Consider the following 26,699-nt stretch of genomic DNA (forward strand, 5'->3'; position numbering starts at 1 on the left):
TTTATTGTAATCAAATCAGAACCGCTACATTTTTGTCTGAACTACCAGCCCGGTTCTTCGGCAAAAAACCTGCCCCTACGACTTCTGGCTTCTTAGTAGTAGGCGCTCTTGTAGCTTGTCGTCACTCCGTTAGCAACTGCACCAATGACAGGGCTACCGACAATTTTTAAGCTTTCTAATGCCTTTGCCAGCGCCGAACGATGAGCTTTACCCATACCTACGACTAAAATACTCGCATCTATATGGGCAGAGAGGAGGTTGCTATCTGCTAGTCCTAATAGTGGCGACGTATCGTATACGATCAGATCGAAAGCAGATTCAAACTGTTTTGCTAGGTTTTGCATCTTGTGAGATGAGAGCAAATGAGCAGGATTGGGTGGAATTTGTCCGGCTGTCAAAACATACAAACTCTCCACTTCTAACGATGTCTTGCTGACAGAGAGTTCGGCGCGATCGCTATTCTTGACTGCGACTGGTTCGCAATTGACTCGATGCAACACATCTTGAAAATTGATGTCATTCACGATGACATTACTTAAGCCAACGGTGTTACTTAAACCCAAGCGTTTGTGAATGTTAGGATTGCGTAGATCTGCATCCACTAGTAGCACTCTCTGACCCATCATGGCGGCTGTTTGAGCTAAATGGAGTGCCACGGTAGATTTTCCTTCTTCCGCAGCAGCAGAAATGACAGCCAAAGATCGGATCGGCTTATCGAAACCCAGAAAGCGAATATTCGTGTACAAAGAGCGCAAAGATTCCCAAAACTGAGCCATAGTTTGCTGTTGAGTTTGTGGCTTTTGTTGGCTCGATTTTGCGATCGGATTGATAGATTTTACGAGTTCGGTAACGCCAGCTTTAACCGAACTAGTGTCTTTTTTCAGGGGAATTTCTCCCAGTAGTGGCAATCGGGTTAAATCTTTTACTTCTTCAGGCGTATGAATCACATTGCTGAATTTTTCAATCAGCAATGCCACTGCAATACCTGTCAATAAACCCATGACTGCCCCCAACATTAAATTACGTTTCAGGCTCAATGAAGAAGTTGCAGGGTCAGTAGGAGGCGTGATCAGTTGCCAAGGCACTTGTTTCTGTGCCAAATCGATGCGTAATGCTTCGCGCTTAGTTAAAAACTGATTTAAGTTTTCGGAAGCAATTTTTAATTGCCCTACGAGATCGTCATTCTGGCGTGCCAGGGCAGGAAATTGCTTGACCTGCTGTCTTAATACAATATCGGCTTGAGTCAGCGCTTTATTTTCTGCCTCTAAGGTTTGAATCTGGTTAGCCGCCTCTAAAAGTTGCTGTGTTTGTTGCTGGCGAATAGTATTGGTAGAGGCAAAGGCTGGCAGTTGTCTTGATACTTGTATATTCTTGCCTAAGATGGCTCTTCTTTCCTGTTCTACCAAGGGGAGTAGATTTTGTTCCTGCGATCGCAGTGCCTGAACTGTAGGACTATCTTCCCGATATTGCGCTGCTGTAACGGCAATCCTGGTTTGGATCTGTTGCAGTTGGTTTAACAATGCTTGATAGCGGGGTGCTTCACTCAAGGCTGTGACGACTGCTGCTTCTGGCGATCGCATTTGTAACTGCTGCTGCAATGCATTGTAGAGGGCGCGAGTTCTGGCTAATTGAGTCTGCGTTTCTCGCCGTTGCAGTGTTATTTGATTCAGTCGATCGGTTAGCTGTCTACCTTGCCCTTCCGTATCGATTAAGTCATATTTTTGTCGAAATGTTTGGAGTCTTTCTTGTAAAGATTCAACTTGCTGTCGTAACTTTGGTAACTGTTCCTCGATAAATTGAAGTCCCATTCGCACGTCAGACCGACGCTCTTCTAAGCTATAAACTAAATAAGCTTTAGAAAGAAGATCCATTACGTACTTAATTTTTTCTGGATTTGGATCTCGGTAAGTTACTGAAATAATATTAGTATTTGGCAGTCGTTCAAACTTGAGCTTGGTCAGATCGGTATTTGGATACTGCGTTAATACTTGCTTGGCAACAGGAGTCATGATTTTTGGACTCTGTAATACCTTAATTTCAGTTTCATTAATAGTTCTCTGTTCGGTTTTGATTTCGTTGAGAGGAGATATTGATAGCTTATTCTCAGCAGTTATAGGTTCGAGCAGTAAATCAAATTTGCCTTCATAGACTGGTTTACTTAGTAAACCATAAACTACTGCCGCGGCTGCAACTGTGGTTGCTACACTCGCAACTACAAGCATTCTTCTTTGAACTGCGGCAATTAACTTTCCTATGTTTAAACCACCTTCATCACCTTCTTGTAGCTGTGCTTTAGATGCCAAAGGTAAAGCCTGACTTTGAGGACTATTGCTCTCAGTTAACAATTTCTGAAGATGGTTTTTAGTCTCCATTCTGGGTTTCCACTTATTGTTTACTCATAATGCACTCGTAGTTTTAAGTTTGAATAAACTTTATCCTATGAGGGCGTACAGTGATATATATAGATATTTACTGCTAGGAAATCTAGCTAATATTTGATGAAAACCATTTATCAACACGAACGTCTAGCAAACCAACCTATATTGGTTAGTCTTCTTTTATACTACACATCGATCGAGGATTTATGGAAATTTTATATTTTGTCCCATGATTATAAACATTAAGTAAAATTTCGGACAAGCAGCTTGAATTTCTTACTAGTTTCTTGCATTAAACGGGGTTTCATCTAATAAGGAAATAAATCGAGAATAATTACAAAAAATAATGAAGCGAGCCGAACAACTCGCAAATATAAGCCAAAGGTACAGGAGCTTAAAAAAGCATCACTTAAATTCGATCGAAAAAATTATAAAAGCGATCGCGATCGTGCCAAATTTTTACGACTTTCACAGTTAAGAAATTATCTGCACGTACTTTCACCGATCGCAAAAATACGGAAGCGATCGCTGCTATGCGATCGAGACAAGACTATCGAGACAAGATTATCGAAACGAGTTATGGTTGCTGCACTGTGGAATGAGAATGCCACGATCTGTGAGTTGGTTCATGGTAGCTTGAACTTTAGCTATGGGTAACTCAAGCTTATAAGCAACTAGTACCGCACTACAGAAAGGATGGCGTTGGAGTACGTTGAAGACGTTCTGCTCTAAGTCGCTCATGAATCTGTCCTCCAAGCTGTTCTTGTCTCACAAATAGGACAAGAAAGTGAATAAGCTGTGAAGTCGGGAGATAAAATTTTTCTCACGCTTGATTTACGCATCACCACTTGCGGGTAGAGTGACGGTAAAAATAGTACCTTGTCCGAGAGTACTTTCGGCAGTAATTTGTCCTTGGTGGTTGGCAACAATCGCAGCCGCAATTGCTAAACCCAATCCCGAACCTGTTGATGCTTGTACTGCTTGTGATGCTGTCGCGTGAGTCCGAGCAGGATCGACGCGATAAAAGCGATCGAATAAGTGAGGTAAAGCAGTTTCGGGAATACCAATACCCGTGTCTTTAACTTTGACTTGAAGGCGAGAAGAGAGGAGCGAGGAGCGAGGAGTGAGGGGCGAGGAAAAAAGTTCTTTGTTAGTAGAGATATGTTGTAGCTCGACCCGAATTTCACCACCTTCTGGGGTGTAATGTATAGCATTACCAATCAAGTTTGTAAATAATCGTGCTAGTTGATTCCAGTCTCCCTGGAGGGTAAACCAATCATCTTCGGTTTCTGTCTCCGTTGGTGCGGTTAAATCTAGGAAAATTTTGATCTTCTTTTCTGCTGCGGCGAATTGCTGTTCTTCTACTACTTCCATTAACAGTGCATCTAAAGGACAGGCAGAAAATTGTGGTTGAACGATCCCGCTATCTTGACGCGCTAGAAATAATAAGTCATCTACGAGACGACCGAGGCGTTTAGTTAATCGTTCTACTACTTTTAATTGTTGTCCGTATTTTAAAGAGCCTGCGCCTTGTCCTCCGGCTGAATCTAATTCTGCTAAAGCGACTTGGACGTTAGTTTGAATTAAAGCGATCGGGCTTCTCAATTCATGGGAAGCATCAGCAGTAAATTGTTTTAAGCGTTGGTAAGAATCTTTGACCGGTTCCATTGCTTTTCCCGAAAGAAACCAACCGCAAAGCGCTACGGATACGAGCATCAATCCAATACCCAAAATTAAATCGAAAGCGAGTTGCTGACTTGGTTTAGTAACTTCAAACCAAGGATGACTGACGCGCAAATATCCTAAAACTTGTCTTCCAATTTGGATTCTTTCGGTAACTTGTCTGAGGAGGAGTGAGGAGTGAGGAGTGAGGAGTGAGGGAGTTTCTACATCTTGATGGTGGCTAATTTGAACAGTTTCACCCGTGCGGTTGGGATGTAGGGGAATATCTAAAGGTTCCGTAAAGGTTGACCAGAGTAGTTCTCCAGTAGGGCTAAACCATTCTAAATCGATGCGATCGTCATCAACTGTATCGGCATTATCTCGAAAAGAAGCTTCAATATTTAACCGTTGTCCACTTTCTGGGGAAATTGGTTCGATGACCAGCGATCGCCCCACAATTTCTACGACATGATTTAAGGTATCGTCAATCCGTTCGATCAGGGTATTACGGACGTACCAATACATCCCACTGGCAAATAGGAGCAGTAGGATAGCAGTAACGGCTGTATACCAAAGTGCTAATCGGCGACGAGTGGTTTGGAACATAAATAGGGAGCAGGGAGCAGGGAGTAGGGAGCAGGAGGAAGAGAGCAGGGGAGCAGAGGAAGCAGAGGAGTAACTACCAACTACCGATTACCTATTACCCATTACCAACAACTCATACAAATGACAAATTATAAACTACGAGTCAGAAATAATGGACTGCGAAGTATGTCGGTAGTAGCATGGCGATTAGCTCGATAAGAGAGGTTGTTGTCACTGTTGAGGTAGTAAAGAGGGAACGCTAAAACAAATTACATCGGCGGATGTCGAGATTATGATTTTCAAGGAGTTAAAGCCCAGACGGGGTTGGATTATAGGTGTGACTGCGGGGGCGATCGCGCTCGGTTTAATTGGTGTCGGAGTTACTCAGTTAAGAAATTCTGACCGAGCTAAACCAACAGCATCTCAGACTCCTGCACCTCTACCTCAAAAGGTAACAGTTGTTGCTCTCGGACGACTAGAACCGGAAGGGGAAGCAATTCGCGTCAGTGGTCCTAATGGCGAACGAATTGGCAAATTACTAGTCTCACGCGGCGACTTTGTCAAGGTAGGGGCGATTATTGCTTATTTAGAAAGTTACGATGAGAGGCTGGCGGAAAGAAATTATGCTGCTAGTCAATTAGCTGAAGCGCAGGAGAGGCTAAAAGCATCAACTGCATACGCTCAAGCCCAAATCAAAGAAGCTCAAACGCGAATTCAACAGGTCGATCGCCCCGGAACTTTTGAGGTAGAGGCGCAAAGAGCAACTGTTCGGCAGATAGAAGCAGAGTTAGCTTTAGCACAAACTGACTTACAACGCAACCAAAACCTTTATCAAGAAGGCGCGATCGCCAAGCAAGAATTAGATCGGCAAGTCAGTCAGACACGTAGCTTGCAGGAACAACTCAACAACGCCAAAGCATCCTTGATTCGGCTGGAAAATGCCGTGAAAGCGAATCTAGGCAATGCTGAGACTCAACTGAAGTCAGAGCAAGCAAATCTACCATTAACGCAAGTCCAAGCGGCAGCGCGATCGGCAGCACAAAATCTGGAATTAGCCGAAGCACGGTTGCAGCGGACAATTATTCGCGCTCCCAGAACTGGGAGAATTCTACGGGTTTTTGCCTATCCTGGGGAGGCGATCGCCGATGATGGGATTGTGGAAATGGGAGATACGCGCCGGATGTATGCCGTGGCTGAGGTGTATGAATCTGATGTGGGGTTGGTAAAAGTCGGGCAAAAGGCAACGATTACCAGTTGTAATGGTGCTTTTGCTAAACCAATAACTGGAAAAGTCTCGGAAATTGGCTGGCAGATCTTTAAAAATAACGTTCTCGATGACGATCCGGCGGCTAATGCCGATGCACGGGTGGTAGAAGTGAGAGTGCTTTTGGACGATCGCCAAACAGTAGCAGCTCTGACCAATTTACAGGTAGACGTGAAAATTGACGTGAAATAACAGCAGTTAGTGTCTTTCACGCAAATGCAAAAATCAAAAAAAACTGGTCACTGGTCACTGGTCACTGGTCACTGAAGATGAGGACTCCGATCGCCTGGTTGAATTTGGCACACGAAAAGACGCGGTTAGTTGTCGCGATCGCCGGAGTTGCTTTTGCGGTCATTCTCGTATTTATGAACTTGGGTTTTTTGGGTTCTCTGGCAAAATCTGCCAGCCAAATGTACGAGCAAATTAATGCTGATATCTATCTGCGATCGCCTTTAGCTTTAGAAATTAGCAGTACCAAACCCTTTGCAATCGAGCGGATCTATCAAGCACGAGGAGTTAACGGCGTAGAAAGAGCTATGCCACTTTATTTAGGTTATCTCCAATGGCGCAACCCCGAAACTCGCCTCAGCCGAGCGATCTTTGCCTTTGGCATTAACCCCAGCGATCCGGTATTTTTAATTCCAGAATTGGATTCTCCGGCAAATCGAGCCGCGCTACTGCGTCCAGATACCGTTCTATACGATCGCCTTTCCCGCCCTGAATACGGGACGCAAAAAATTGGCACGACGACAGAAGCCAGATCGAGAGGAATTGGCAGAAAAGTGACAATTGGTGGTCAATACACCTTCGGCGGTGGATTTGCTGCTGATGGCACGTTAATTATGAGCGATCAAAACTTTCGCCGCTATTTCGATCCCTTTCCACTCAACCGCGTCAGTTTAGGACTAGTGAAACTGCGATCGGATGCAGATATCGATACAGTTGTCAAGGACTTGCAGCGAATTTTACCCAAAGATGTCGAAGTGATTACGAAAGCAGAAATCATCGATCGCGATCGCGAGTACTGGATTGGGGCAACTTCCACGGGCTTTATCTTTGGCATGGGGGTGATTGTCTCCTGTATTGTCGGTGTCGTCATCGTCTATCAAATTCTCTATACCGATGTTTCCAGCCACTTACGGCAATATGCCACCCTCAAAGCAATGGGTTATCGCAGCCGAGTTTTATGCGCGATCGTCATTCAAGAAGCAATTAGTGGGACTTTGTAAGAAAGATGGAGCAAATTGAGCTAGAATGCGGGTAGGAGTTGCGTTTTACGTCAGTCTCGACAGGAGCAACGTAAGGTGAAAGATCAAGTACCAGCAGCGATGCCGCAGTGCTTTGAGAACTGGTGTCGTCGGTTTGATGATGTATTTTCGCGTCAGAAGCAGCGGCAGGAATTTCGTGTTTATCTAGGGGGACTGCTGGGTGAGAGTCAGCGCAAAAACCTGAGCCAACTGGTCACAAATACAGTAGATGGCTCCTACAACAGCCTCAGACATTTTCTCAACAATGCCCCTTGGGATGAAGTCAAGCTAAATAATCGGCGGTTGGAGGTGATGCACCAGTGTCGCCAGACGACCCCGAGTCAAGGTTTCACATTGATTGTAGATGATTCGGGACATCGCAAAAGTGGTGCGGCTACTGATGGGGTAGGACGGCAGTACATTGGGGAGATTGGCAAGACTGACAATGGTATTGTGCTGCTGACTACCTACTTGTATGATGGAGTGCGACGTCTGCCGTTAGATGTTGCACTCTATCAACACGCAAGTTTATTCGAGCAAGGCAAGGCAGACCCCAACTTCCAGAAAAAACCTGACCTGGCTCTAGACTTGGTTGACCAATGCTTGAAGCGCGGTTATCGACCGGGTGTGACTGTAATTGATGCAGGCTACGGTAATAACACGCCTTTTCTCAAGCAGTTGGAGTCGAGAAACCTAACTTACGTGGCAGCAATCGCCAAAAACCGCCAAGTTACTGCTCAAACATCAGGTGATGAGTCTGCTCGTAAGCAGGGATTAGAAGCTATTGCTCAAACCTTGGCAGTGGAGCAGTTCACACCTGTGCAACTCAATCTGGAGCAGCCCCGGACAGTTTGGGTGGCGCTGTTACCAGTTCACGTTCCGAAGCTCGAAGGCACTCGCTGGCTGGCGATTCAACTCAATGCCTCTAGTTTCGAGCAAGCGACGGAGGTGGATTACTTTCTCACCAATGCCTCTGACAACCAAGTCAGTGCGGCTTGGGTAGCTCAAACATATTCTGCTCGCAACTGGGTGGAGGTCTTCTATCGAGAAGCCAAGGGCTGGTTGGGTTTGAGTGAGTATCAAGTTCGGGATGCTCTGAGTATGAAGCGTCATTGGGTTTTAGTGTTCATCGCTTACACCTTCATCCTTTGGCATCAGTTGACCGGCGGATTCCGCAGACGTTGGGCAACCAAACCCTTACAAACCTTTGCCGAAGCATTGGAGGCATTCCGCACCGCAGTCGAGTTTCGTTTGGTCCGCTGGCTTAATGAGCATGTTGATGTATTTGCCTCTCACAGAGCTAAGTTCGGCTATATTTGGGCTTAGAAAGTTTTAAAGTCCCATTATTCTTGCTCTTCTAGGTTACATTCCAGGCTTCGCCATCTCCCTTGGTCTATACGATCTCACCTTAAAAGCCACCAGTGGAGGTCTACCCATCGCCATGGAACTCGAACGCGCTATTTTCGTGCTGCTACTAACGATCCTCATGTGTACCATCTCCGGCTTAGTTTCCCTGCAAAAAGTCATCAACGCCGATCCCGCCGAAGTTTTTTAGGGAGTCGGGAGTCGGGAGAGTGGCTAGTGGCTAGTGGCTAGGGGAACTAGAATTGCTCTCTTCTCTCCCTCAGCTCTCTTCTCTCCCTCAGCTCTCTTCTCTCCCTCAGCTCTCTTCTCTCCCTCACCCCTAGTCATGCTTCCCCCCCGTCACACTCCTTTGGCTTGGTTCAATCTGACTCACGAAAAGCGCCGCTTGTTGACCGCCGTTGCAGGAGTCTCTTTTGCCGTGTTGTTGATGTTTATCTTTCAAGGGTTTGAAAATGCTTTGTACGACAGCCTAGTACAACTGCTAAAACGGCTCAATGGAGAAATTCTGATCGTCAATCGGCTCAAGTACAATATGTTCGTACCAGAGCAATTTGCCCGCAGACGACTTTATCAAGCACAGACTTTTGAGGGTGTAGTCGCTGCCTATCCTTTTTACACGACTACAGGCGATTGAAAAAATCCTCAAACGAAAACGATCAGACCATTGCGGGTCATTGCTTTCAACCCAGATGACCCTGTATTGCCTCTGCCTGGAATTTTACAACATCGGGAGGCGTTGAAGCTACCTTGGACGGCACTCATTGACGACCAATCGCGATCGGAAGTGGGATCGATCGCTCCTGGTACAGTCACCGAGTTGTCAGAACAGCAAATTCGGTTGGTGGGTACTTTTAGTTTGGGAACGGACTTTGCTTCTGGAAATGGCAATGTCGTCATCAGCGACCAAAATTTTTTGCGCTATTTTGCTAACTTGGCTCCAGAGGAAGACAGCCGCACGCTCAATACTGTCGATATCGGACTGTTGAAAGTGGCGGAAAATGCCGATGTCGATGCGATCGCATCTGCACTGCGCCAGCAACTACCGCAAGATGTCGCCGTGTGGACGAAAGCCGAGTTCGTGCAAAAAGAATTAAGCTACTGGCAAGAAAATACGGCAATTGGCTTTGTGTTTTCGCTGCTAACAACGATGGGTTTTTTTGTCGGGATTATTTTGGTTTATCAAATTTTGTATACGGATGTAGCAGAACATTGGGCAGAATATGCCACGCTCAAAGCGATCGGTTATTCTAATTTTCACCTGCTAGGAATCGTGTTGCAGGAATCGGTGATTCTCGTGTTTTTTGGCTTTGTCCCAGGATTTTTTATCAGTTTGGGACTGTATAGTTTGACAGCTAATTCTACAGGTTTGTTAATGCAAATGACTTGGGAACGAGCAATCAATATTCTGATTGCTACCTTTATTATGTGTTTAATTTCGGGCGCGATCGCCGTGCGTAAAGTTCAAGCGACAGATCCGGCGGAGGTATTTGGTTCGTGAGAAAGATAAGTAAGTCAAAAGTTAAAAGTCAAAAGTCAAAATTTTTCTATTGCCGACTCCCGACTCCCGACTCCCGACTCCCTGCTATACGTGACAGCTTATGACAGATAAATTTGCTGTTATAATTCGCCGACTCAATTATTATTTTGGGCAGGGCGATTTACGTACCCAGGTATTGTCTGACATCAATCTCGATCTACCCAAGGGACAAATCGTGATTATGACTGGTCCATCGGGTTCGGGGAAAACAACTCTTTTGAGTTTAATTGGAGCGTTGCGATCGGCTCATGAAGGGAATTTATTAGTATTAGAAAAAGAATTAGTCGGACTGCATAAATCTCAATTGGTAGAAATACGACGGAATATTGGTTTTATCTTCCAAGCACACAATTTATTTGAATCTCTGACTGCCTCGCAAAATGTAGAAATGGCTGTGGAATTAACAAATAACTGGCGAGAAAAGCGCAAATTAGCAGTAGAAATGTTGAGTCAATTGGGTTTAGCCAACCGCGTCGATTATAAACCCAATGCTTTATCAGGAGGACAAAAACAAAGAGTCGCGATCGCCCGTGCTTTAGTCAATCAACCGCGACTAATTTTAGCAGACGAACCCACTGCTGCCTTAGATAAAAAGTCGGGGCGCGAAGTTGTGATGTTGATGCAAAAACTTGCCAAGGAACAGGGCTGCACGATTTTAATTGTCACCCACGACAATAGTATTTTAGATGTAGCCGATCGCATTATTAACTTAGTTGAAGGTCGTTTAGAATCGGACGAAAATTTAGATAATTTCGTCTCTAGCCGCGATCCGAAAAGTATCGATCGGAGGATGTTTAGTTAATGCCGGAGTTATAAGGGCGAGTTCACCTAACATCTCTGTCAGTAGTGAAGTATCTTAATGAACTCGCCCGTACAAGAATCGGGAGTCGGGTGTAGAGACATTACATGTAACGTCTCTACATAAGCCGGTTTTCTAAGCGCCTTCCCTTAATTTATCCAACACGCTACGATCTTCTAGAGTGGAAGTATCCCCAGAAACTTCTTCACCTGCGGCTAGAGAACGGAGTAACCGCCGCATGATTTTCCCCGAACGGGTTTTGGGTAGGGAATCGGTAAAGCGAATTTCGCCAGGACGCGCGATCGCCCCAATTTCATTGACGACGTGCTGCTTGAGTTCCTTGTTCAACGCCTCGCTGGGTGTTATCGTCCCTTCTAGGGTGACAAAGGCAACGATTTCTTCTCCTTTCACCTCATCTGGCTTACTCACGACGGCGGCTTCAGCTACCGCTGGATGAGACACCAAGGCTGATTCAACTTCCATCGTCCCCAAACGGTGTCCGGCTACGTTGATCACGTCATCGACACGACCCATCACCCAGTAATAACCATTTTCATCCCGTCTCGCCCCGTCTCCAGCAAAATAGACGTACTGTCCATCTTTGGGGGGGATGTGTTCCCAATAGGTGCGGCGGAAGCGATCGGGATCGTTGTAGACTGTCCGCATCATTCCAGGCCAAGGGTGACGCACGACTAAATAGCCACCGTTATAATCGCCGACGGGGTTGCCTTCTAAATCCACTACGTCAGCTAAGATGCCAGGGAAAGGACGAGTCGCCGAACCAGGTTTAGTAGGAATTGCCCCTGGTAAGGGTGTAATCATGATACCCCCAGTTTCCGTTTGCCACCAAGTATCGACAATCGGACAGCGATCGCCGCCAATAACGCGCTGATACCACATCCAGGCTTCAGGATTGATCGGTTCGCCTACCGTTCCCAGCAAGCGTAGGGAAGAGAGATTTCTGGCTTTGGGCAAGTCTTCACCCATTCTAATAAAGGCGCGAATCGCCGTAGGTGCGGTGTAGAAGATATTTACGCCGTATTTTTCAATTACATCCCACATACACCCAGGATTGGAGGGACGCGGCGCACCTTCATACATCAGTGTAGTTGCACCGTTAGATAGGGGACCGTAGACGATGTAGCTATGTCCGGTAATCCAACCCACATCCGCCGTACACCAGTAGACATCAGTATCTTGTAGGTCAAAAATCCATTTGGTTGTCATGTGGGTGTAGAGGTTGTAACCTGCGGTTGTGTGTACAACACCCTTGGGTTTACCCGTGCTACCAGAAGTATAGAGGACAAACAGCATATCCTCGCTGTCCATCGGTTCGGCGGGACAATCTGCCGATATGCCTTTTTCTAAATCGTGCCACCAACGATCGCGCCCTGCTTCCATGTGAACTTGTTGTGCTGTACGCTTGACAACGAGGACGTTTTCGACCGTAGGGACGGCATTCTCAGCTAAAGCTTTATCAACTTGATCTTTAAGGGGAACGATCGCATCTTTACGCCAACCGCCATCGGCTGTCACGACTAACTTAGCTTGAGCGTCATTCAGGCGATCGCGCAAGGCTTCGGCGCTGAAACCACCAAAGACAACGCTGTGAGGTGCGCCAATTCTGGCACAGGCTAACATGGCGATCGCGGCTTCGGGAATCATTGGCATATAAATGCCGACGAGATCTCCTTTTTTTACCCCTAACTGTTTGAGAACATTGGCAAATTTACAGACTTCCCGATGTAGTTGCGCGTAGGTGAGAGTGCGAGAATCGCCTGGTTCGCCTTCCCAGATCAAAGCAGCTTTATTCTTGCGCCAAGTGGTAAGGTGGCGATCGAGACAATTGTAAGAAATATTTATTTTGCCACCGACAAACCATTTCGCAAAAGGCGGTTGCCAATCTAACACCGTGTCCCATTTTTGGAACCAATGCAATTCTTTTTCCGCTAGTTCAGCCCAAAATTGCTGTGGATTGGCTTTGGCTTTGTTATAGAGTTCTTCATATTCATCGAAACTTTTGATGTGAGCTTTTTGAGAAAATTCTGCCGCAGGTTGAAATAAACGCTTCTCTTGCAGGATGGATTCAATCGTGATTTGTGACATAGCGATCGCTGTAATCGTTATTGCTACTAAAAACCATTCTGAATGCAGATTTGCCCGAAATTGTTTTGATTTTCGTTAAGATGGGCAACTACCCGTATTCGACAATTGTAGTCAGGTAGCTCCATCACTATTTGCGAGCGTGAAAGTTGTAGATGGAACAAAGCTTGCTGTAAATTATCCTGGTGAGAACGCGATTTCAAGCGATTGCAACGCCTAGCCTACTCTCCCTCTCTCCCGCTCAACAGGTTAAGCTGAATGGAAGAGTCATATTTTGACAAGCTGTATCTGTAGGGTCTTCAGGTTTAAAAACTGTTAATGATAGACGAAATCCTAAATTCCCCGTATCACGCCAGCATTGAAACCGCCGCAGTCTTAACCATTTTGATCTTTTTAGAGGCGGTACTCTCGGCTGATAATGCGATCGCTCTCGCGGCGATCGCCCAAGGACTAGAAAATAAAAAACTCGAACGTCAAGCGCTCAATCTCGGCTTAGTAGTTGCCTTCGTGCTGCGGATTGCCTTAATCTTGACAGCAACTTGGGTACAGCAATACTGGCAGTTCGAGCTATTAGGTGCGCTTTATCTACTGTGGCTAGTATTTCAACACTTTACCTCAGTAGAAGACGAAGACCACCTGCACCATGGACCTCGATTTCAAGCGCTTTGGCAAGCTATCCCCATCATCGCCTTCACAGATTTAGCATTTTCTCTCGATAGCGTCACTACAGCGATCGCAGTTTCTCAAGAACGCTGGCTGGTACTGACGGGGGCTACTGTTGGTATTATCACCCTCCGATTCATGGCAGGTTTATTCATTCGCTGGTTAGATGAATTTACCCATTTAGAAGATGCCGGATATATCACCGTTGCCTTGGTAGGCTTGCGATTGTTGCTGCGGGTAGCTAACGATGCTTTAGTACCCCCAGAATGGTTAATGATAACCGCGATCGCGCTGTTATTTCTCTGGGGCTTTTCCAAGCGCAATGTTGAGGACTCTCCTGAAGCGATCGTACCTACAGAAAATAAAGAAAAGGCTGAAGTACCGAAGTAGAGAATCGGTTGTAGAGACGTTACATGTAACGTCTCTACAACTCCCTACTCCTTAATCCACGGAGTCAAGCTAGGTTCCCAACTCGCTAGTTCTTCTTCCTTAAACCAGAGGCTAACTTCCTGTTGGGCAGTCTCCGGTGCATCGGAACCATGAATGATGTTACGCCCAATGTTAACGCCATAGTCGCCCCGAATTGTTCCTGGTTCTGCTGTTAGGGGGTTAGTAGCACCGATCATCTTCCGCGCTGAAGCAATAACTCCATCGCCTTCCCAAACCATCGCTACGACGGGACCCGAAGTGATAAACTCGACTAAACCTTGGAAAAATGGTCTTTCTCGGTGAACGCCATAATGCTGCTCGGCAAGTTCGCGGCTGACTTTCATAAACTTCATCCCAACCAGAGTAAAGCCTTTAGCTTCAAAACGACGAATAATTTCACCGACTAAACTTCGTTGTACGCCATCGGGCTTAATTGCTAAAAATGTGCGTTCCACAGCTATCTCCCTTCAAGTTGTCATTGGTCATTGGTCATTAGTCATTTGCAACTCACCAATGTCTAGTGACAAGTAACAAATATCAAAATTAGATTATCTTAAATCGGCGAACAGTTATCAGTTATCAGTTACTTACGACTTACAACTTACGACTTACCAACTACCCATGACCTTAATTTGAATAAGTTACACTGGCTATGCGTGGGGCTGTACAGAGGTTAGAAAGACGAGGTGAGAATAGACGACATGGGAGCAGATCCAACTGTAGAAGAAATGGAGCCAGCGACGGTTGCGCAAACCAAAACCGAGCTAAAAAACGAAAAGAAGAAGTCGTTGCACATCGCTCCTGGTAAATTATCGCGTTCGTGGACGATTGAAGACAGCGAAGCGCTCTACCGAATTCAAGGGTGGGGCGAACCATATTTTTCGATTAATGCCGCTGGTCATATCACAGTTTCTCCCAAAGGCGATCGCGGTGGTTCGTTGGATTTGTACGAGTTGGTAAATGCTTTAAAACAGCGAAATTTGGGACTACCTCTGTTAATTCGCTTTTCTGATATTTTAGAAGACCGGATCGAGCGGTTGAATGCTTGTTTTGCCAAGGCGATCGCCCGTTACAACTATCCTGGTGTCTATCGTGGCGTATTTCCGGTCAAATGCAACCAACAACGCCACCTAATTGAAGATTTGGTGCGATTTGGCAAACCGCACCAGTTCGGCTTGGAAGCTGGCTCTAAACCAGAGTTAATGATTGCTTTGGCGTTGCTAGATACTCCAGGGGCGCTGATTGTTTGCAATGGCTACAAGGATAAGGAATATATCGAAATCGCCATGCTAGCCAGCCGTTTAGGACAAACACCAATCGTCGTCCTAGAGCAAGTTGAAGAAGTCGATTTGGCAATTGAAGCCAGTCGTCAGTTGGGAATTCAGCCAATTTTGGGCGTGCGGGCAAAACTTAGTACCCAAGGAATGGGACGCTGGGGAACTTCTACAGGCGATCGGGCTAAATTTGGTTTGACTATCCCCGAAATCATTCAAGCGGTAGAAAAGTTACGCGCCGCCAATCTCCTCGGTTCGCTGCAATTACTCCACTTCCATATCGGTTCCCAAATCTCCGCGATTAATGTCATCAAAGACGCGATTCAAGAAGCCAGCCGAATTTATGTAGAGTTGGCGATGCTGGGAGCAAACATGAAGTATTTGGATGTAGGTGGCGGCTTGGGTGTAGACTACGACGGCTCCCAAACTAACTTCTACGCCTCTAAAAACTACAACATGCAAAACTATGCCAATGACATCGTGGCAGAGTTGAAATATGCCTGTGCGGAACGGCAAGTTTCAGTTCCGACGCTGATCAGTGAAAGCGGACGAGCGGTTGCTTCCCATCAGTCGGTTTTGATCTTTGATGTCGTCAGTACTTCCGATGTTCCTTTCGGTACGCCAGAACCACCCAAGGAGGACGAACCGCCAATCGTCCACCACCTTTGGGAAACTTACCAATCGATTACTAACGAAAATTATCAAGAGGCGTATCACGATGCGGTGCAGTTTAAAGATGAAGCCATCAGCCGCTTTAACTTGGGAATTATGCGCCTGACAGAAAGAGCTAGGGTAGAGCGGATTTACTGGGCTTGCTGCGAGAAGCTAATGGCTATAACCCGCCACGAGGAATACGTACCCGACGATTTGGAAGAGTTAGAAAAGATCATGGCTTCCATCTACTACGTCAATCTTTCCGTATTCCAATCAGCGCCGGATTGCTGGGCGATCGATCAGCTTTTCCCGATCATGCCGATCCATCGTTTAGACGAAGAACCCGATCGGCGGGGCATTTTAGCAGATTTAACCTGCGATAGTGACGGCAAGATCGATCGCTTTATCGACTTGCGAGATGTGAAATCCGTGCTAGAAATGCATTCCTACAAACCAGGAGAACCCTACTATCTGGGCATGTTCCTCAATGGTGCGTACCAAGAGATCATGGGTAATTTACATAACTTGTTTGGAGATACTAACGCCGTCCACATTCAACTAACGCCCAAAGGCTATCAGATCGAACATGTTGTTAAAGGCGACACCATGACCGAAGTTTTGGGCTACGTACAGTACGACGCTGAAGATCTGGTAGAAAGTATCCGCCAGCGCAGCGAACAAGCCATGCTGGAAAAACAAATTACCTTGCAGGAATCCCAGCGCCTCCTCCAAACCTACGAACAGAGTCTCAGCCGATATACATATTTGTCTTCGCCAGCGTAAGTTGTAGAGATAAAAAACATCCGTAGGGGCGCAAAAACATCCGTAGGGGCGCACATCTGTGCGCCCCTACTACGATTGTCAGCTGGCTTCAATTCCTAGTAATTCAGCGATCGCCTGTCTTTCAATTGCAGGCTGGGATGGCGTTTCGACGCGGGTATCCGTAATCAACCAATCTAAGGCAGCGGCTTGGACATCAATCATGGCTCCCGTTTTATCGACGCAATAGCGCCCGTAGACGAGCTTATCTACGAGGCGGACTCCCGGACCTAAACGCGAGTACTCGAAAATGACGCTATTGTCAACTGTAGCGCCGCCACAAATATAGCAGTTGGGACCGATCATGGTAGGACCAACTATTTTCGCACCATCTTCAATCCGCGTCATTCCACCGATATACACGGGACCAGTAATATCTACTTTGTCCCAGTTGACGGCAACGCTCAGACCAGTGTAAATCCCAGGACGAACTTCATGTCCTGGAATTTGGACGTTTTTAATTTCACCTTGGAGTACGCCGCGAATGGCTTGCCAGTAATCGGGAACCTTACCGATATCCACCCATTCAAAATCCATCACCAAGCCATAAAAAGGTGCATTTTTTTCTACAAGTTTGGGAAATAGTTGACTACCAATATCAAAATTTTCTCCAGGTGGAATGTAATTAAATATTTCTGGCTCAAATATATAAATTCCCGTACTAATGTTGGTACTCAGAGCTTCTTCAACTTTTGGCTTTTCTTGGAAGGTTCTGACTCGTCCGTCTTCGTCTGTCACCACGATCCCGTAACTAGGAACTTCTTCGCGGGGAACGGATTTCATGATGACTGTAGCAATAGAGCCTTTCTCTCTATGCCATTTCACAGCTGCCGTTAAGTCTAAGTCAATTAGCGCATCGCCGCACAGTACAACAAAGGTATCGTTAAAAAACGGCGCGAAGTCCTGAATTCGCCGCATTCCTCCCGCAGATCCTACCGCTTCTCCAACGAGAACGCCATCGACAATTTTTCCTTCAAAGGAATAGGCAAGCTGTACGCCAAAGCGCTGTCCGTCGCGGAAGTAGTTTTCGATTTCGTTAGCTAGGTGGCTGACGTTGACCATAATTTGGTCAAAACCGTGTTGGCGCAATAGTTCAAGGAGAAACTCCATCACTGGCTTTTGCAGGATAGGAATGAGCGGTTTGGGGATGGTGTAGGTAATGGGGCGGACTCTCGTACCCTTACCCGCTGCCAGAATCATGGCTTTCATTAGAAGCTACTCCTCAACATGAGACAACTGTAAGCGATTGATGCAAAATCTACTCTTGATTAAAAACAAATGCGATCGTTTGATTGCATTTTCGATCCTCGTTTAATTCTCTACCGAAATCATCCCGAAAACTACACAGCGTAGTTGCCTGCCCAGTACAGCATACTAAATACTTTTTGCCAAGCGCGATTGCCCCCCTTTTAAACAGAACATACAGTGGTTTTGGAGTCAGTATCGCCGATCGCCAATTGTTCGGAACCGCCCAAAGTCCTAATTTTAATTTCTTGATAAAACTCTTCCTGCGATAATTCCACCTTAGATTGGGCTGAGAGTAGTAGCAACGCCCAAAAGACGCTGACTTTTTCGTGTTTTTGCGATGAGGGACAACCGCGATCGCTCGGCAATTCGCTATGAGACATAGTAGCTACGATAGATGTGGCGACTTGTTTGGTTTGCGTCCATAAATCTACTAACTGTTCTAAATTTAGCCAATTTTGTTCTAAAGTTAAAAATTGTGACGAGTAGCGAGATAAAAACTCTTCCAGTTCTCGCGCTACTTGAGTCAGATTTTCCTGGTGAGCCAGTTCTAAGGGCTTGCGAGCATCTGCGCGTGACTGAGATACAGAACGGCGGCTGCGGCTAGTTTTGGCTGTCAGATTACCTTCAGACTGCAACTGAGTCGCAATTAGCTGCAAATGCTCGATCAAATCTTGGAGGGTTACAGGGCGTTTTTGGGGAGGTACGGCAACCGGACGACGATGTAATTGCTGTTCTAGAGGCAAACGTAACCGCGTAGCAAACTCCCCTTCCCCTACTAGCAATAACTCTTCTGTATCCAGTTCTAACTCGTCAGGGGGAGAATCTAGTCCGGTGAGGGTGTTGGCTTTAAACAAGACTAGCAGCGATGCCAGTAAAAAAGCCTGTCCCGATTGAGATAAATTTGATTCGTATGAGCCTGGTGTTATTTCTTGGGCAGCTAGCAACGCATTCAAGTAGCGATCGATCGCTTCAATGACTCTGACATCCCAAGGATCGATTTCTCCTCTTTGTGCCAGCTCAATTAACAGCGCAATTCCTTCAAAAATTTCAGCAGCATTCATGCTTGACCTAAAAGAACGTCATTGGTCATTGGTCGTTGGTCATTAGTCATTGGTCATTAGTCATAAGTGAGTAGTGACAAACAGTCAGTTTTGGCTTTTGACTTTTGACTTTTGACTTTACCTCAGTCTTACCGCAAGATCTTGAAGGGGAAATTCGAGATTGGTGAAATAACTCAACAAAAATTAAAGGAGTAGTCGTTAGTTGTCTCTGAAAAAGTCTAAACGTAAGTCTTAGAGGAGCTAGGCACTTAATGAGTTCTCATTGCCACTCTTGCTCATTTTCTATAATTTGAGAGCGACTCGTTAAAGGTTGAATCACCCGCGCGATCGCCTGCTGGACGAACTCGCGAATAAATTCATCGCGGCGACTTAATTGAAACTGTTGCTGTACGACTTCAGCAATTCCGCCATCACCCCAATCGCGATCGCGGCGGAAATATTCAATGAAACTTCTGCCAGCAATCCGAGTTAAATAAGCCGCAGTCACGGCTTGAATTGCCCTGCCAATCAGAAAAGTCGGTACGGTGAGTTGTAAAGCAGCACTGAGCAACTGAAATGCCCCTTTCACAATCCCCAAACTTGCCAAAATTTTACCCAAAGATAAAGCTAGTTCTTTTCCCCGTTCGATATTTAACTCACAACCGTAAACGCTGCCAATTTCTACCACCATTTGGGCGTTAACAGCCGCAGTTGCCAGGAGATCGGCTACTGGTATTGGCGTAACCAACACGACACCCGCCACGATCCATTGATATCTTTCGACAACATTCTCGGCTTGCTGTCGCTGTTGGGTATCGATCAGCTGACGCGCTTCTTCCCCCAACCGATGAGATTGTAGGAGAATATTATCGGCAATTAATTCTTCTCCCTCTTGCCGCAAAATCGCCGCCATGCGACGTAGTAAGGGGGTGACTTCTATATCTGGCTGAAAGATTTCCCCTTCTGGCAATGTCACGGGTTGAGGGTTAGCCGCGATCGCCACAACATCATTTGCGGTAATTAAATCTTTAACCCGTTCGCGCAACCGGGCAAGAATTTGTTCTTTATCCTCATCGGCATACAAATCTGTTTTATTCAGAACTAATAGCGATCGCTTACCAATTTCAATCAACGCCCGTAAAGGTATGTATTCCGATTGCCGCAGATCGTTATCAACCACGAATAACAGTAAATTTGCCTCAGTTGCTAACTGACGGGCTACCTGTTCTCGTTCCGTTCCCGCCACGCCCGCCTCTTGAATCCCTGGAGTATCGGTAATCAAAATTTTGCGTTCTAAACCTTTTAAGCGCAAAGTATAGGTTTGTCCTACCGTCGTCGTTCCCATCGGTGCGGCAATTTGTCCGACAATGCGCCCGAAAATGGCATTTACCAGCGAAGTTTTACCAGCCGAACCCGTACCGAAGACGACAACTTGAAGATTTCCCCGCGCCAGATTTGCTTCAATCTCCTGCGATCGCTCGATTAACGCCTGTCGCGTCACCTCATCTTGAATTTGGGCAACTTGCTGTCTTACCGCTGAGAGATTTTCAGCCGCAGCTTCCGTCTTTTGTGGTGGGATCTGCGTTTGTTGCGCCTGTCTTTGCTGTTTTCTCCGTTGCGATCGCCTCTCTCCCCTTTGAATCACAAGTATGTAGTAGACAATTGCCCCAATCAACGCCAACATCAACCCAATAATTAAGGCAATGAGGAAATTGCACAGTAGCGGCGAATATCTGCATACCTCGGCAATCTGTGCTACAGAACTTACCAACCACAGAACTAATCCCAAGGCAATAGCAATGCCTGCAATAATGGCGATCGGGCGCAGTCGTTTCATCAATTAGGATGAGACAAAGTGATTATTCCAATCTTAGTCTGCTGGTAATGGGTAATGGGTAGTTGGTAATTGGTAGTTGCTCCCTTGTCTCCCTTGTCCTCCTTGTCTCCCTTGTCCCTTTCTGCTCCCTGCTCCCTGCTCCCTCATTTAAGATATATTAAGAAAGCTGAACGGTGGGAGTAAAGCTTTGAGTTTAGAAGCGATCGCGGTTGCAACAACAACGGGGACGAAACCAGCAGGATTGGTTGTGGTACTGCACGGATGGGGGGCAAATGCCAAAGATTTAGCCTCTCTCGTACCTTTATTAAACTTAAACAAATATCAATTTTTATTTCCCAACGCCCCTTTTCCCCATCCTTATACTTCTGTAGGTAGGATGTGGTACGACCTTTCTAGCCAAGAGTATCAAGGCATTCATGAGAGTAGGCAGATTTTGAAAGATTGGCTGCTTTCCCTCGAAGCTTCCACTGGCATACCCTTATCAAGAACGATCTTAAGTGGATTTTCTCAGGGCGCAGCAATGACTTTGGATGTAGGATTAGGCTTACCTCTGGCGGGTTTAATTGCCTTAAGCGGGTATATGCATCCTCTCTCCCAATCCTTAGATGAAGTCCCGCCAGTACTCATCGTGCATGGTAAGCAAGACACCGTCGTACCACTCAAAGCAGCCCAATACGCTAGAGATAATTTAATTGCCTTGGGGGTTGCCGTCCAGTACCAAGAATTTGACATGGGACACGAAATTCGCCCAGAAGTACTACCACTGATTCAGCAGTTTGTGACAGCGAGGAGTGAGGAGCGAGGAGTGAGGAGCGAGTAGTGAGTGTGTCCAACTATCAACTACCAACTACCACGCACCAAGCAGAAATTACTTAACAAGTATTAAAATTACGATCGCAATCCGTTAACTTGCGGAGATTTACCCTTGATAAAGTGAGTAGTATATAGAGGGGACTGGAGGAAAGTCGGAAGTCAGAAGTCGGAAGTCGGAACTAACTGATAACTGACAACTGATAACTGATAACTGATTCTGGGGAGGATCGCAGCATGATGAAGACTTCAAGTATTTCTCGGCAGGATATTGCTGCTATGTCAGCAACAGACGTGTCAGAACTGGCAACTCGTTTAGAACAAGACAACTACACGCATGTTTTTGACGGCTTGCAGGATTGGCATTTACTCAGGGCGATCGCTTTTCAACGTCCAGAATTAGTGGAACCATATATTCATCTTCTCGATTTGGAACCATACGATGAATCGTGAAGAATTCGGAATTCGGAATGAATTGTAGGGGCGGGTTTGTTGGAAAATACCGATGCGATCGCGCAGAATTCTGGAGTTAAACCCGCCCGTACAGAAGTTGGAATGAATTGTAGGGGCGGCTTTGTTGGAAAATACCGATGCGATCGCGCAGAATTCTGGAGTTAAACCCGCCCGTAAAGGAGTCAGAATGAATGGTAGGGGCGGGTTTGTTGGAAAATATCGATGCGATCGCGCAGAATTCTGGAGTTAAACCCGCCCGTACAGGAGTTGATAAGTTGAGATGAGTTTAAAATCGCCCAGGCGGGTGTTAGTTGGAATTGGCGGGGGGATTGCGGCTTATAAGGTTTGCGAAGTTATTTCCACGCTGTTTAAATCTGGGGCAGAAGTCAAGGTTATCCTAACCGATTCTGCTCGACAATTTATCACTCCACTGACGGTATCAACTTTATCTCGTCATCCAGCTTATACGGATGCAGACTTTTGGCAACCTACCCATCAGCGTCCCTTACACATCGCTTTAGGGGAGTGGGCGGAAATTATGCTGATTGCACCCCTAACAGCAAATACGCTGGCAAAATTAGCCTATGGTATGGCTGACAACTTGTTAACAAATACAGTATTGGCTTCTACTTGCCCCGTGTTAGTAGCCCCAGCTATGAATACGGAGATGTGGCAACAAGTCGCAGTACAGCGCAACTGGCAGCAGGTATTGACAGACAACCGATATTATGGTATGTCTACGGGATATGGGTTACTAGCCTGCGATCGCGTTGGTGCGGGGCGGATGGCGGAACCAGCAGAAATTGTGACTCATATTCAGTCTTTATTATGTACGTCTGGCAAGCGAGACTTGTTAGGAAAACAAGTTTTAATTAGCGCGGGTGGAACGCGAGAATATCTCGATCCGGTACGCTTTATCGGTAATCCCGCCACGGGCAAAATGGGAATAGCTTTGGCACACGCAGCTTTCCATCGGGGTGCAGATGTAACTCTAGTACATGGTATTGTCAACGCAGAAATACCGTCAGGAGTGCGATCGCTACCTGTTATCAGTGCGGCAGAAATGGAGAAGGCAATATTAGAGTGCTTTCCTACTGCTGATATTACAGTGATGGCGGCGGCTGTAGCAGATGTGAAACCTGCAAACTATAGTCGCGAAAAGTTACCCAAGCGATCGCTACCCGAAAGTTTGCCTCTCGCACCCGTGACAGATATTCTCGCCCAGTTAGGACATTGCAAACAGCCCCAACAAATTTTAATTGGCTTTGCTGCCCAAACGGGAGATATAGTCACTCCAGCCTTAGAGAAATTACACCGCAAAAAATTAGATGCGATCGTTGCCAATCCGATCGATCTACCCGATAGTGGCTTTGGCAGCGACAACAATCAAGCGATATTCTTAAACAAAGCAGGCGATCGAATTGCGATCGTACCTGGGACTAAGTTAGAAATGGCACATCGGATTTTCGATTTGGTCGTTAGTCATTAGTCATTGGTCATTTGTTATTTATAGCTAATAATTTTTAACTTTTGACTTTTGACTTTTGACTTATCCTTGATTAACTACCACCTTTAGCTGATTTAATAAACTTAAAGATTGCCAGAAGCTAAGAATATGTTTTCCTGCTTGTTGCGATTGAAAGAAGTGAAAAAAGTGTCCGCCGTCAGGATGAAGGTGGAGGCGATCGCTTGCTTTTAACCAAGGTTGCCATTTATGGAGTTCGGTGGCTTCTACAATTGGATCGTCTAGACTTCCACAAACCATTAATGGTACTGACACGCCATTATGAGGGAAATTAGCTCTTTGCCAAAGAGAATGGGGTGAAAGCGAACTATCGAGATCTTTTTCTAAAATCTTTACCAATCCTTCAATTGTGCGATCGTCATAACAACCAAATAAATTATAAGCCATTGTATGTAAAACTTTTTTCCGATTTAGAGCTTGTAAGTGAGTGTAATAGTGAACTTGCCAATCAATAGCAACATCTGCACCTACACCTAAAAGAGTCAAAGAAGCAATCTTTTCAGGATATTGACGCGCATACAAGAATCCTAATAAGCCACTCGTGCTATGTCCAATTAAGTGAACGGGATGGGTTGTCTTTTGTAGGTAGTCGTTTAACAATTCTATGGCAATATCGAGCGAACTAGCTTCGTCTTGAGTTTGCGAATATTCCCAACGAGCAATTGAAACTCGTTTAGATAAATAATTTAACAAAGGCTGTTCAAAACAACGCAAACTAGAACTAGTATTTAACCACAGATAATGGGGAAATGACATGAAAAATTCCTTCACAGTTGAGATGACTGGTAGGGTGCGTTGATGAACGTACCCCACAAATTTCTGTTAACTATTAAACTAAATGCCAAACTCTTTCTTGAGTTGTGCTACCCAAGCTTTTACTCGTTCGTCAGTTAAATCAGATTGATTATCTTCATCGATCGCCAAACCAACAAACTTCCCGTCCTTCACAGCTTTAGATTCATTAAAGTCGTAACCATCTGTAGACCAATATCCAACAGTTGTACCACCTAACTCTGCAATTTTTTCTTCTAGAATACCCATTGCATCTTGAAAGTTATCGGCATAACCAATCTGATCGCCAGTCCCAAAATAAGCTACCTTCTTACCACTGAAATCAATACTGTCTAGATCGGGAAAAAAACCATCCCAATCGCTTTGGAGTTCGCCAATGTTCCAAGTAGGGCAAGCAACAATCAAATTAGTATATTCCTCAAAATCGCTTTCATCCACATCAGCGATATTATGCAAATCTACTACATCTTGACCAAATTCTTTTTGAATTGATTCGACAACCATTTCAGTTTTTCCCGTTGTGGAACCATAAAAAATCCCAACTTTTGTCATTTTATTCTCCTGAAATTATTTTGTTTGACATGAAATCTGTTGAAGAAATTGGAATTGGGAATCGGGGAAGAAACTACAATTTAAAATCCAAATTTTTCCTATCCCCTAGTCCCTATTCTCTAGCTTCCAATCATAGGAATTGCCTGAAATAAATTCAGGTTAGTTAAGAGCAAATAAGCAAAGATTGCTCCTCCAATTCCACCAATAAAGAATCCAGTCGAAAACTGACTCCAGTTATCTACAGTTTGTAGAGACTCTGGTACGTTTGGGACTGTGACTGCAAAATTTGGGCGTGGAACTGTAACCAGACTTTTTTCCTGTGAGGTACTACCGTAAATTGAGAACCCAATCGTCAGGATGACAATTAAACTGCCTGCGGCTAGTAAACCGAGCAAATTACTGGCGCGACTGTCGTTTAAAGAACCTAGCGAGCCTAGTATGGTAAAAGGACCGACTAACCAATAACCATGAGCCATCCCAATTTCTAGTCCCCGTGAGAGAGGTGTTATACCAGGACGATAAATTGGCAAGTATTTCAGAAAGTTCAGCGTCAGATCGGCAGCATCAACTGACGAGAAGCGATCGCCCGATCGAGGATTTGATAATGGTGGCTGGATCAAGTCGCCTTTTTTCAAATCGAATCCAGCGGCGATCGCTCGGGAACGGAGGGCGTGCCAAATGTGACCCAGGAGAAATATGACAGCTAGGACGAAATGGAAAGTGACCAACCAACCACGGCTAGAAACAATCCCAGGAGAACTTTCCAAAGTGCGAATTGGACCGTAAAAAACTTCGGGGTACGCAGTGTTGTTCACCGAGGCAAAGTACGCCGCAAAAAAGCCCATATAGGCTACAGCACCAATACTATAGGCAAGATACGCTTCACCTGAGTAAATTAAAACTCGACGCGCCCAGGCAAACGGCTGAGTCAAGATGTGGAAAATGCCACCACCAATCAACATCAACCCAACCCAGATGTGACCGCCAACAATATCTTCCAAATTATTAACAGCCGCCATTCCTTCCGAACCCCAAGCGCCGAACAAGTAGCCGAAAATGCGGACTGGGTTCAGCGTGGGATGATTGATAACTCTCACATCTCCACCGCCAGCTACCCAAGGGTCAAATAATCCACCCCAAAACATTGCCTTGGCGACGAGAAGCAAAGCACCCAAACCTAAAAGCATCAGGTGAATGCCTAAGATCGTCGTCATCTTACCTGTATCTTTCCAGTCATAACCAAAAAAGCCAGCCAATGTAGGATTGTCTTCTAACACCTCGGGTCCCAGTAAAGAGTGATAAATACCACCTGCTGCCAGAATTACTGAAGGGATCAGATGCAAAACGCTGATGACAAAGTAAGGGTAGGTACTAGTAACTTGCCCGCCAGCACCAACACCAAAACCGAGAGTTGCTAAATGAGGGAGCAGGATTAACCCTTGTTCGTACATTGGTAAATTTGGGTTGTAACGAGACAACTCAAACAGAGTCATTCCGCCAGCCCACAACAGGATTAATGCAGAGTGGGCAATATGAGCGCCCAACAATTTGCCGGATAGATTGGTGAGGCGAAAGTTACCAGCCCACCAGCCAACTTCGGGTATTTGGTTTCTGTATGGACTATCAGAAATTACTGCTGTCATTTATGCCTTCCTTGAGAAAT

At 45.7% G+C, this 26,699-nt stretch carries 23 protein-coding genes and 1 pseudogene; 13 read left to right on the plus strand and 11 right to left on the minus strand.

Translation table 11 applies throughout. From position 1 onward, the window contains the following. Positions 1 to 92 precede the first annotated feature (92 nt). From N4J56_RS12945 to N4J56_RS12955, 3 genes are all read right to left on the minus strand, one after another. Entirely contained in the window at positions 93 to 2,372 is a 2,280-nt protein-coding gene (locus N4J56_RS12945; protein WP_317106824.1) for a GumC family protein, read from the minus strand. 570 nt (positions 2,373 to 2,942) lie between these two features. Beyond that, positions 2,943 to 3,119, minus strand: a complete 177-nt coding sequence (locus N4J56_RS12950; protein WP_165587757.1) for a hypothetical protein — start codon at positions 3,117 to 3,119, stop codon at positions 2,943 to 2,945. A 93-nt stretch (positions 3,120 to 3,212) separates the two neighbouring features. Beyond that, positions 3,213 to 4,646: a sensor histidine kinase gene (locus N4J56_RS12955; RefSeq protein WP_317106825.1), complete on the minus strand. Its 1,434-nt coding sequence runs from the start codon at positions 4,644 to 4,646 to the stop codon at positions 3,213 to 3,215. Positions 4,647 to 4,917: 271 nt separating this feature from the next. On the opposite strand from N4J56_RS12955, the gene N4J56_RS12960 reads away from it, so the two are divergent. The 7 genes and pseudogenes from N4J56_RS12960 to N4J56_RS12985 all read left to right on the plus strand — a co-directional run bounded on the left by N4J56_RS12960 (position 4,918) and on the right by N4J56_RS12985 (position 10,840). Next, positions 4,918 to 6,081, plus strand: a complete 1,164-nt coding sequence (locus N4J56_RS12960) for an efflux RND transporter periplasmic adaptor subunit (RefSeq protein WP_317106826.1) — start codon at positions 4,918 to 4,920, stop codon at positions 6,079 to 6,081. Positions 6,082 to 6,158: 77 nt separating this feature from the next. Then, positions 6,159 to 7,118 carry an ABC transporter permease DevC gene (gene devC, locus N4J56_RS12965; protein ID WP_317106827.1) on the plus strand — a complete coding sequence of 320 codons (960 nt, stop codon included), beginning with the start codon at positions 6,159 to 6,161 and terminating at the stop codon, positions 7,116 to 7,118. Between the two features lie 75 nt (positions 7,119 to 7,193). Continuing rightward, positions 7,194 to 8,462, plus strand: coding sequence for an IS701 family transposase (locus N4J56_RS12970; RefSeq protein ID WP_317104593.1), 1,269 nt, complete (start codon positions 7,194 to 7,196; stop codon positions 8,460 to 8,462). Between the two features lie 16 nt (positions 8,463 to 8,478). Beyond that, a pseudogene (locus N4J56_RS40995) lies at positions 8,479 to 8,691 on the plus strand (DevC protein); the annotation flags it as partial. 135 nt (positions 8,692 to 8,826) lie between these two features. Beyond that, entirely contained in the window at positions 8,827 to 9,135 is a 309-nt protein-coding gene (locus tag N4J56_RS12975) for a hypothetical protein (RefSeq protein ID WP_317106828.1), read from the plus strand. Between the two features lie 30 nt (positions 9,136 to 9,165). Further along, positions 9,166 to 9,999 (plus strand): FtsX-like permease family protein, encoded by an 834-nt coding sequence (locus N4J56_RS12980; protein ID WP_317106829.1) that lies wholly within the window; start codon positions 9,166 to 9,168, stop codon positions 9,997 to 9,999. A 100-nt stretch (positions 10,000 to 10,099) separates the two neighbouring features. Next, entirely contained in the window at positions 10,100 to 10,840 is a 741-nt protein-coding gene (locus tag N4J56_RS12985; RefSeq protein WP_317106830.1) for an ATP-binding cassette domain-containing protein, read from the plus strand. A 132-nt stretch (positions 10,841 to 10,972) separates the two neighbouring features. Here N4J56_RS12985 and acs read toward each other — a convergent pair whose 3' ends face one another. Beyond that, positions 10,973 to 12,943 carry an acetate--CoA ligase gene (gene acs, locus N4J56_RS12990; protein ID WP_317106831.1) on the minus strand — a complete coding sequence of 657 codons (1,971 nt, stop codon included), beginning with the start codon at positions 12,941 to 12,943 and terminating at the stop codon, positions 10,973 to 10,975. 315 nt (positions 12,944 to 13,258) lie between these two features. Between acs and N4J56_RS12995 the strand changes: the two genes are divergently transcribed. After that, positions 13,259 to 13,993: a TerC family protein gene (locus N4J56_RS12995; protein ID WP_317106832.1), complete on the plus strand. Its 735-nt coding sequence runs from the start codon at positions 13,259 to 13,261 to the stop codon at positions 13,991 to 13,993. Between the two features lie 44 nt (positions 13,994 to 14,037). Here N4J56_RS12995 and ndk read toward each other — a convergent pair whose 3' ends face one another. Next, positions 14,038 to 14,487 carry a nucleoside-diphosphate kinase gene (ndk, locus tag N4J56_RS13000; RefSeq protein ID WP_039716236.1) on the minus strand — a complete coding sequence of 150 codons (450 nt, stop codon included), beginning with the start codon at positions 14,485 to 14,487 and terminating at the stop codon, positions 14,038 to 14,040. A 246-nt stretch (positions 14,488 to 14,733) separates the two neighbouring features. Here ndk and speA point away from each other — a divergent pair, with 246 nt between their 5' ends. Next, positions 14,734 to 16,743: a biosynthetic arginine decarboxylase gene (gene speA, locus N4J56_RS13005; RefSeq protein ID WP_410500491.1), complete on the plus strand. Its 2,010-nt coding sequence runs from the start codon at positions 14,734 to 14,736 to the stop codon at positions 16,741 to 16,743. A 78-nt stretch (positions 16,744 to 16,821) separates the two neighbouring features. Here speA and N4J56_RS13010 read toward each other — a convergent pair whose 3' ends face one another. The 3 genes from N4J56_RS13010 to N4J56_RS13020 all read right to left on the minus strand — a co-directional run bounded on the left by N4J56_RS13010 (position 16,822) and on the right by N4J56_RS13020 (position 20,904). Next, positions 16,822 to 17,988, minus strand: coding sequence for an NDP-sugar synthase (locus tag N4J56_RS13010; RefSeq protein WP_317106834.1), 1,167 nt, complete (start codon positions 17,986 to 17,988; stop codon positions 16,822 to 16,824). A 200-nt stretch (positions 17,989 to 18,188) separates the two neighbouring features. Next, complete coding sequence (locus tag N4J56_RS13015) at positions 18,189 to 19,088, minus strand: ScpA family protein (protein ID WP_317106835.1); 900 nt, start codon at positions 19,086 to 19,088, stop codon at positions 18,189 to 18,191. Positions 19,089 to 19,347: 259 nt separating this feature from the next. Further along, positions 19,348 to 20,904 carry a GTP-binding protein gene (locus N4J56_RS13020; protein ID WP_317106836.1) on the minus strand — a complete coding sequence of 519 codons (1,557 nt, stop codon included), beginning with the start codon at positions 20,902 to 20,904 and terminating at the stop codon, positions 19,348 to 19,350. Positions 20,905 to 21,091: 187 nt separating this feature from the next. On the opposite strand from N4J56_RS13020, the gene N4J56_RS13025 reads away from it, so the two are divergent. The 4 genes from N4J56_RS13025 to coaBC all read left to right on the plus strand — a co-directional run bounded on the left by N4J56_RS13025 (position 21,092) and on the right by coaBC (position 23,656). Beyond that, entirely contained in the window at positions 21,092 to 21,724 is a 633-nt protein-coding gene (locus N4J56_RS13025; protein ID WP_317106837.1) for an alpha/beta hydrolase, read from the plus strand. Between the two features lie 230 nt (positions 21,725 to 21,954). Next, entirely contained in the window at positions 21,955 to 22,167 is a 213-nt protein-coding gene (locus tag N4J56_RS13030) for a DUF2555 domain-containing protein (RefSeq protein WP_039717600.1), read from the plus strand. 124 nt (positions 22,168 to 22,291) lie between these two features. Continuing rightward, the gene (locus N4J56_RS13035; protein ID WP_317106839.1) at positions 22,292 to 22,417 is read left to right on the plus strand and encodes a hypothetical protein; all 126 of its coding nucleotides are present in this window, start codon (positions 22,292 to 22,294) and stop codon (positions 22,415 to 22,417) included. A 30-nt stretch (positions 22,418 to 22,447) separates the two neighbouring features. Continuing rightward, positions 22,448 to 23,656, plus strand: a complete 1,209-nt coding sequence (coaBC, locus tag N4J56_RS13040; protein ID WP_317106840.1) for a bifunctional phosphopantothenoylcysteine decarboxylase/phosphopantothenate--cysteine ligase CoaBC — start codon at positions 22,448 to 22,450, stop codon at positions 23,654 to 23,656. 60 nt (positions 23,657 to 23,716) lie between these two features. Here the strand turns inward: coaBC and N4J56_RS13045 are convergent, their stop codons facing one another. The 3 genes from N4J56_RS13045 to N4J56_RS13055 all read right to left on the minus strand — a co-directional run bounded on the left by N4J56_RS13045 (position 23,717) and on the right by N4J56_RS13055 (position 26,679). After that, positions 23,717 to 24,448, minus strand: coding sequence for an alpha/beta hydrolase (locus N4J56_RS13045; protein WP_317106841.1), 732 nt, complete (start codon positions 24,446 to 24,448; stop codon positions 23,717 to 23,719). Positions 24,449 to 24,526: 78 nt separating this feature from the next. After that, positions 24,527 to 25,036: a flavodoxin FldA gene (gene fldA / locus N4J56_RS13050; protein WP_317106842.1), complete on the minus strand. Its 510-nt coding sequence runs from the start codon at positions 25,034 to 25,036 to the stop codon at positions 24,527 to 24,529. Positions 25,037 to 25,155: 119 nt separating this feature from the next. After that, the gene (locus tag N4J56_RS13055) at positions 25,156 to 26,679 is read right to left on the minus strand and encodes a chlorophyll a/b binding light-harvesting protein (protein WP_317106843.1); all 1,524 of its coding nucleotides are present in this window, start codon (positions 26,677 to 26,679) and stop codon (positions 25,156 to 25,158) included. Positions 26,680 to 26,699 lie beyond the last annotated feature (20 nt).

Source organism: Chroococcidiopsis sp. SAG 2025, assembly GCF_032860985.1.
Classification (GTDB): Bacteria; Cyanobacteriota; Cyanobacteriia; order Cyanobacteriales; family Chroococcidiopsidaceae; genus Chroococcidiopsis.

Bases quoted from the DNA above. Each gene is read 5' to 3' on its own strand.
- N4J56_RS12945 (WP_317106824.1), bottom strand. From the start codon at position 2,372: ATGGAGACTAAAAACCATCTTCAGAAATTGTTAACTGAGAGCAATAGT.
- N4J56_RS12950 (WP_165587757.1), bottom strand. From the start codon at position 3,119: ATGAGCGACTTAGAGCAGAACGTCTTCAACGTACTCCAACGCCATCCT.
- N4J56_RS12955 (WP_317106825.1), bottom strand. From the start codon at position 4,646: ATGTTCCAAACCACTCGTCGCCGATTAGCACTTTGGTATACAGCCGTT.
- N4J56_RS12960 (WP_317106826.1), top strand. From the start codon at position 4,918: ATGATTTTCAAGGAGTTAAAGCCCAGACGGGGTTGGATTATAGGTGTG.
- devC (WP_317106827.1), top strand. From the start codon at position 6,159: ATGAGGACTCCGATCGCCTGGTTGAATTTGGCACACGAAAAGACGCGG.
- N4J56_RS12975 (WP_317106828.1), top strand. From the start codon at position 8,827: ATGCTTCCCCCCCGTCACACTCCTTTGGCTTGGTTCAATCTGACTCAC.
- N4J56_RS12985 (WP_317106830.1), top strand. From the start codon at position 10,100: ATGACAGATAAATTTGCTGTTATAATTCGCCGACTCAATTATTATTTT.
- acs (WP_317106831.1), bottom strand. From the start codon at position 12,943: ATGTCACAAATCACGATTGAATCCATCCTGCAAGAGAAGCGTTTATTT.
- N4J56_RS12995 (WP_317106832.1), top strand. From the start codon at position 13,259: ATGATAGACGAAATCCTAAATTCCCCGTATCACGCCAGCATTGAAACC.
- speA (WP_410500491.1), top strand. From the start codon at position 14,734: ATGGGAGCAGATCCAACTGTAGAAGAAATGGAGCCAGCGACGGTTGCG.
- N4J56_RS13010 (WP_317106834.1), bottom strand. From the start codon at position 17,988: ATGAAAGCCATGATTCTGGCAGCGGGTAAGGGTACGAGAGTCCGCCCC.
- N4J56_RS13015 (WP_317106835.1), bottom strand. From the start codon at position 19,088: ATGAATGCTGCTGAAATTTTTGAAGGAATTGCGCTGTTAATTGAGCTG.
- N4J56_RS13020 (WP_317106836.1), bottom strand. From the start codon at position 20,904: ATGAAACGACTGCGCCCGATCGCCATTATTGCAGGCATTGCTATTGCC.
- N4J56_RS13030 (WP_039717600.1), top strand. From the start codon at position 21,955: ATGAAGACTTCAAGTATTTCTCGGCAGGATATTGCTGCTATGTCAGCA.
- coaBC (WP_317106840.1), top strand. From the start codon at position 22,448: ATGAGTTTAAAATCGCCCAGGCGGGTGTTAGTTGGAATTGGCGGGGGG.
- N4J56_RS13045 (WP_317106841.1), bottom strand. From the start codon at position 24,448: ATGTCATTTCCCCATTATCTGTGGTTAAATACTAGTTCTAGTTTGCGT.
- fldA (WP_317106842.1), bottom strand. From the start codon at position 25,036: ATGACAAAAGTTGGGATTTTTTATGGTTCCACAACGGGAAAAACTGAA.
- N4J56_RS13055 (WP_317106843.1), bottom strand. From the start codon at position 26,679: ATGACAGCAGTAATTTCTGATAGTCCATACAGAAACCAAATACCCGAA.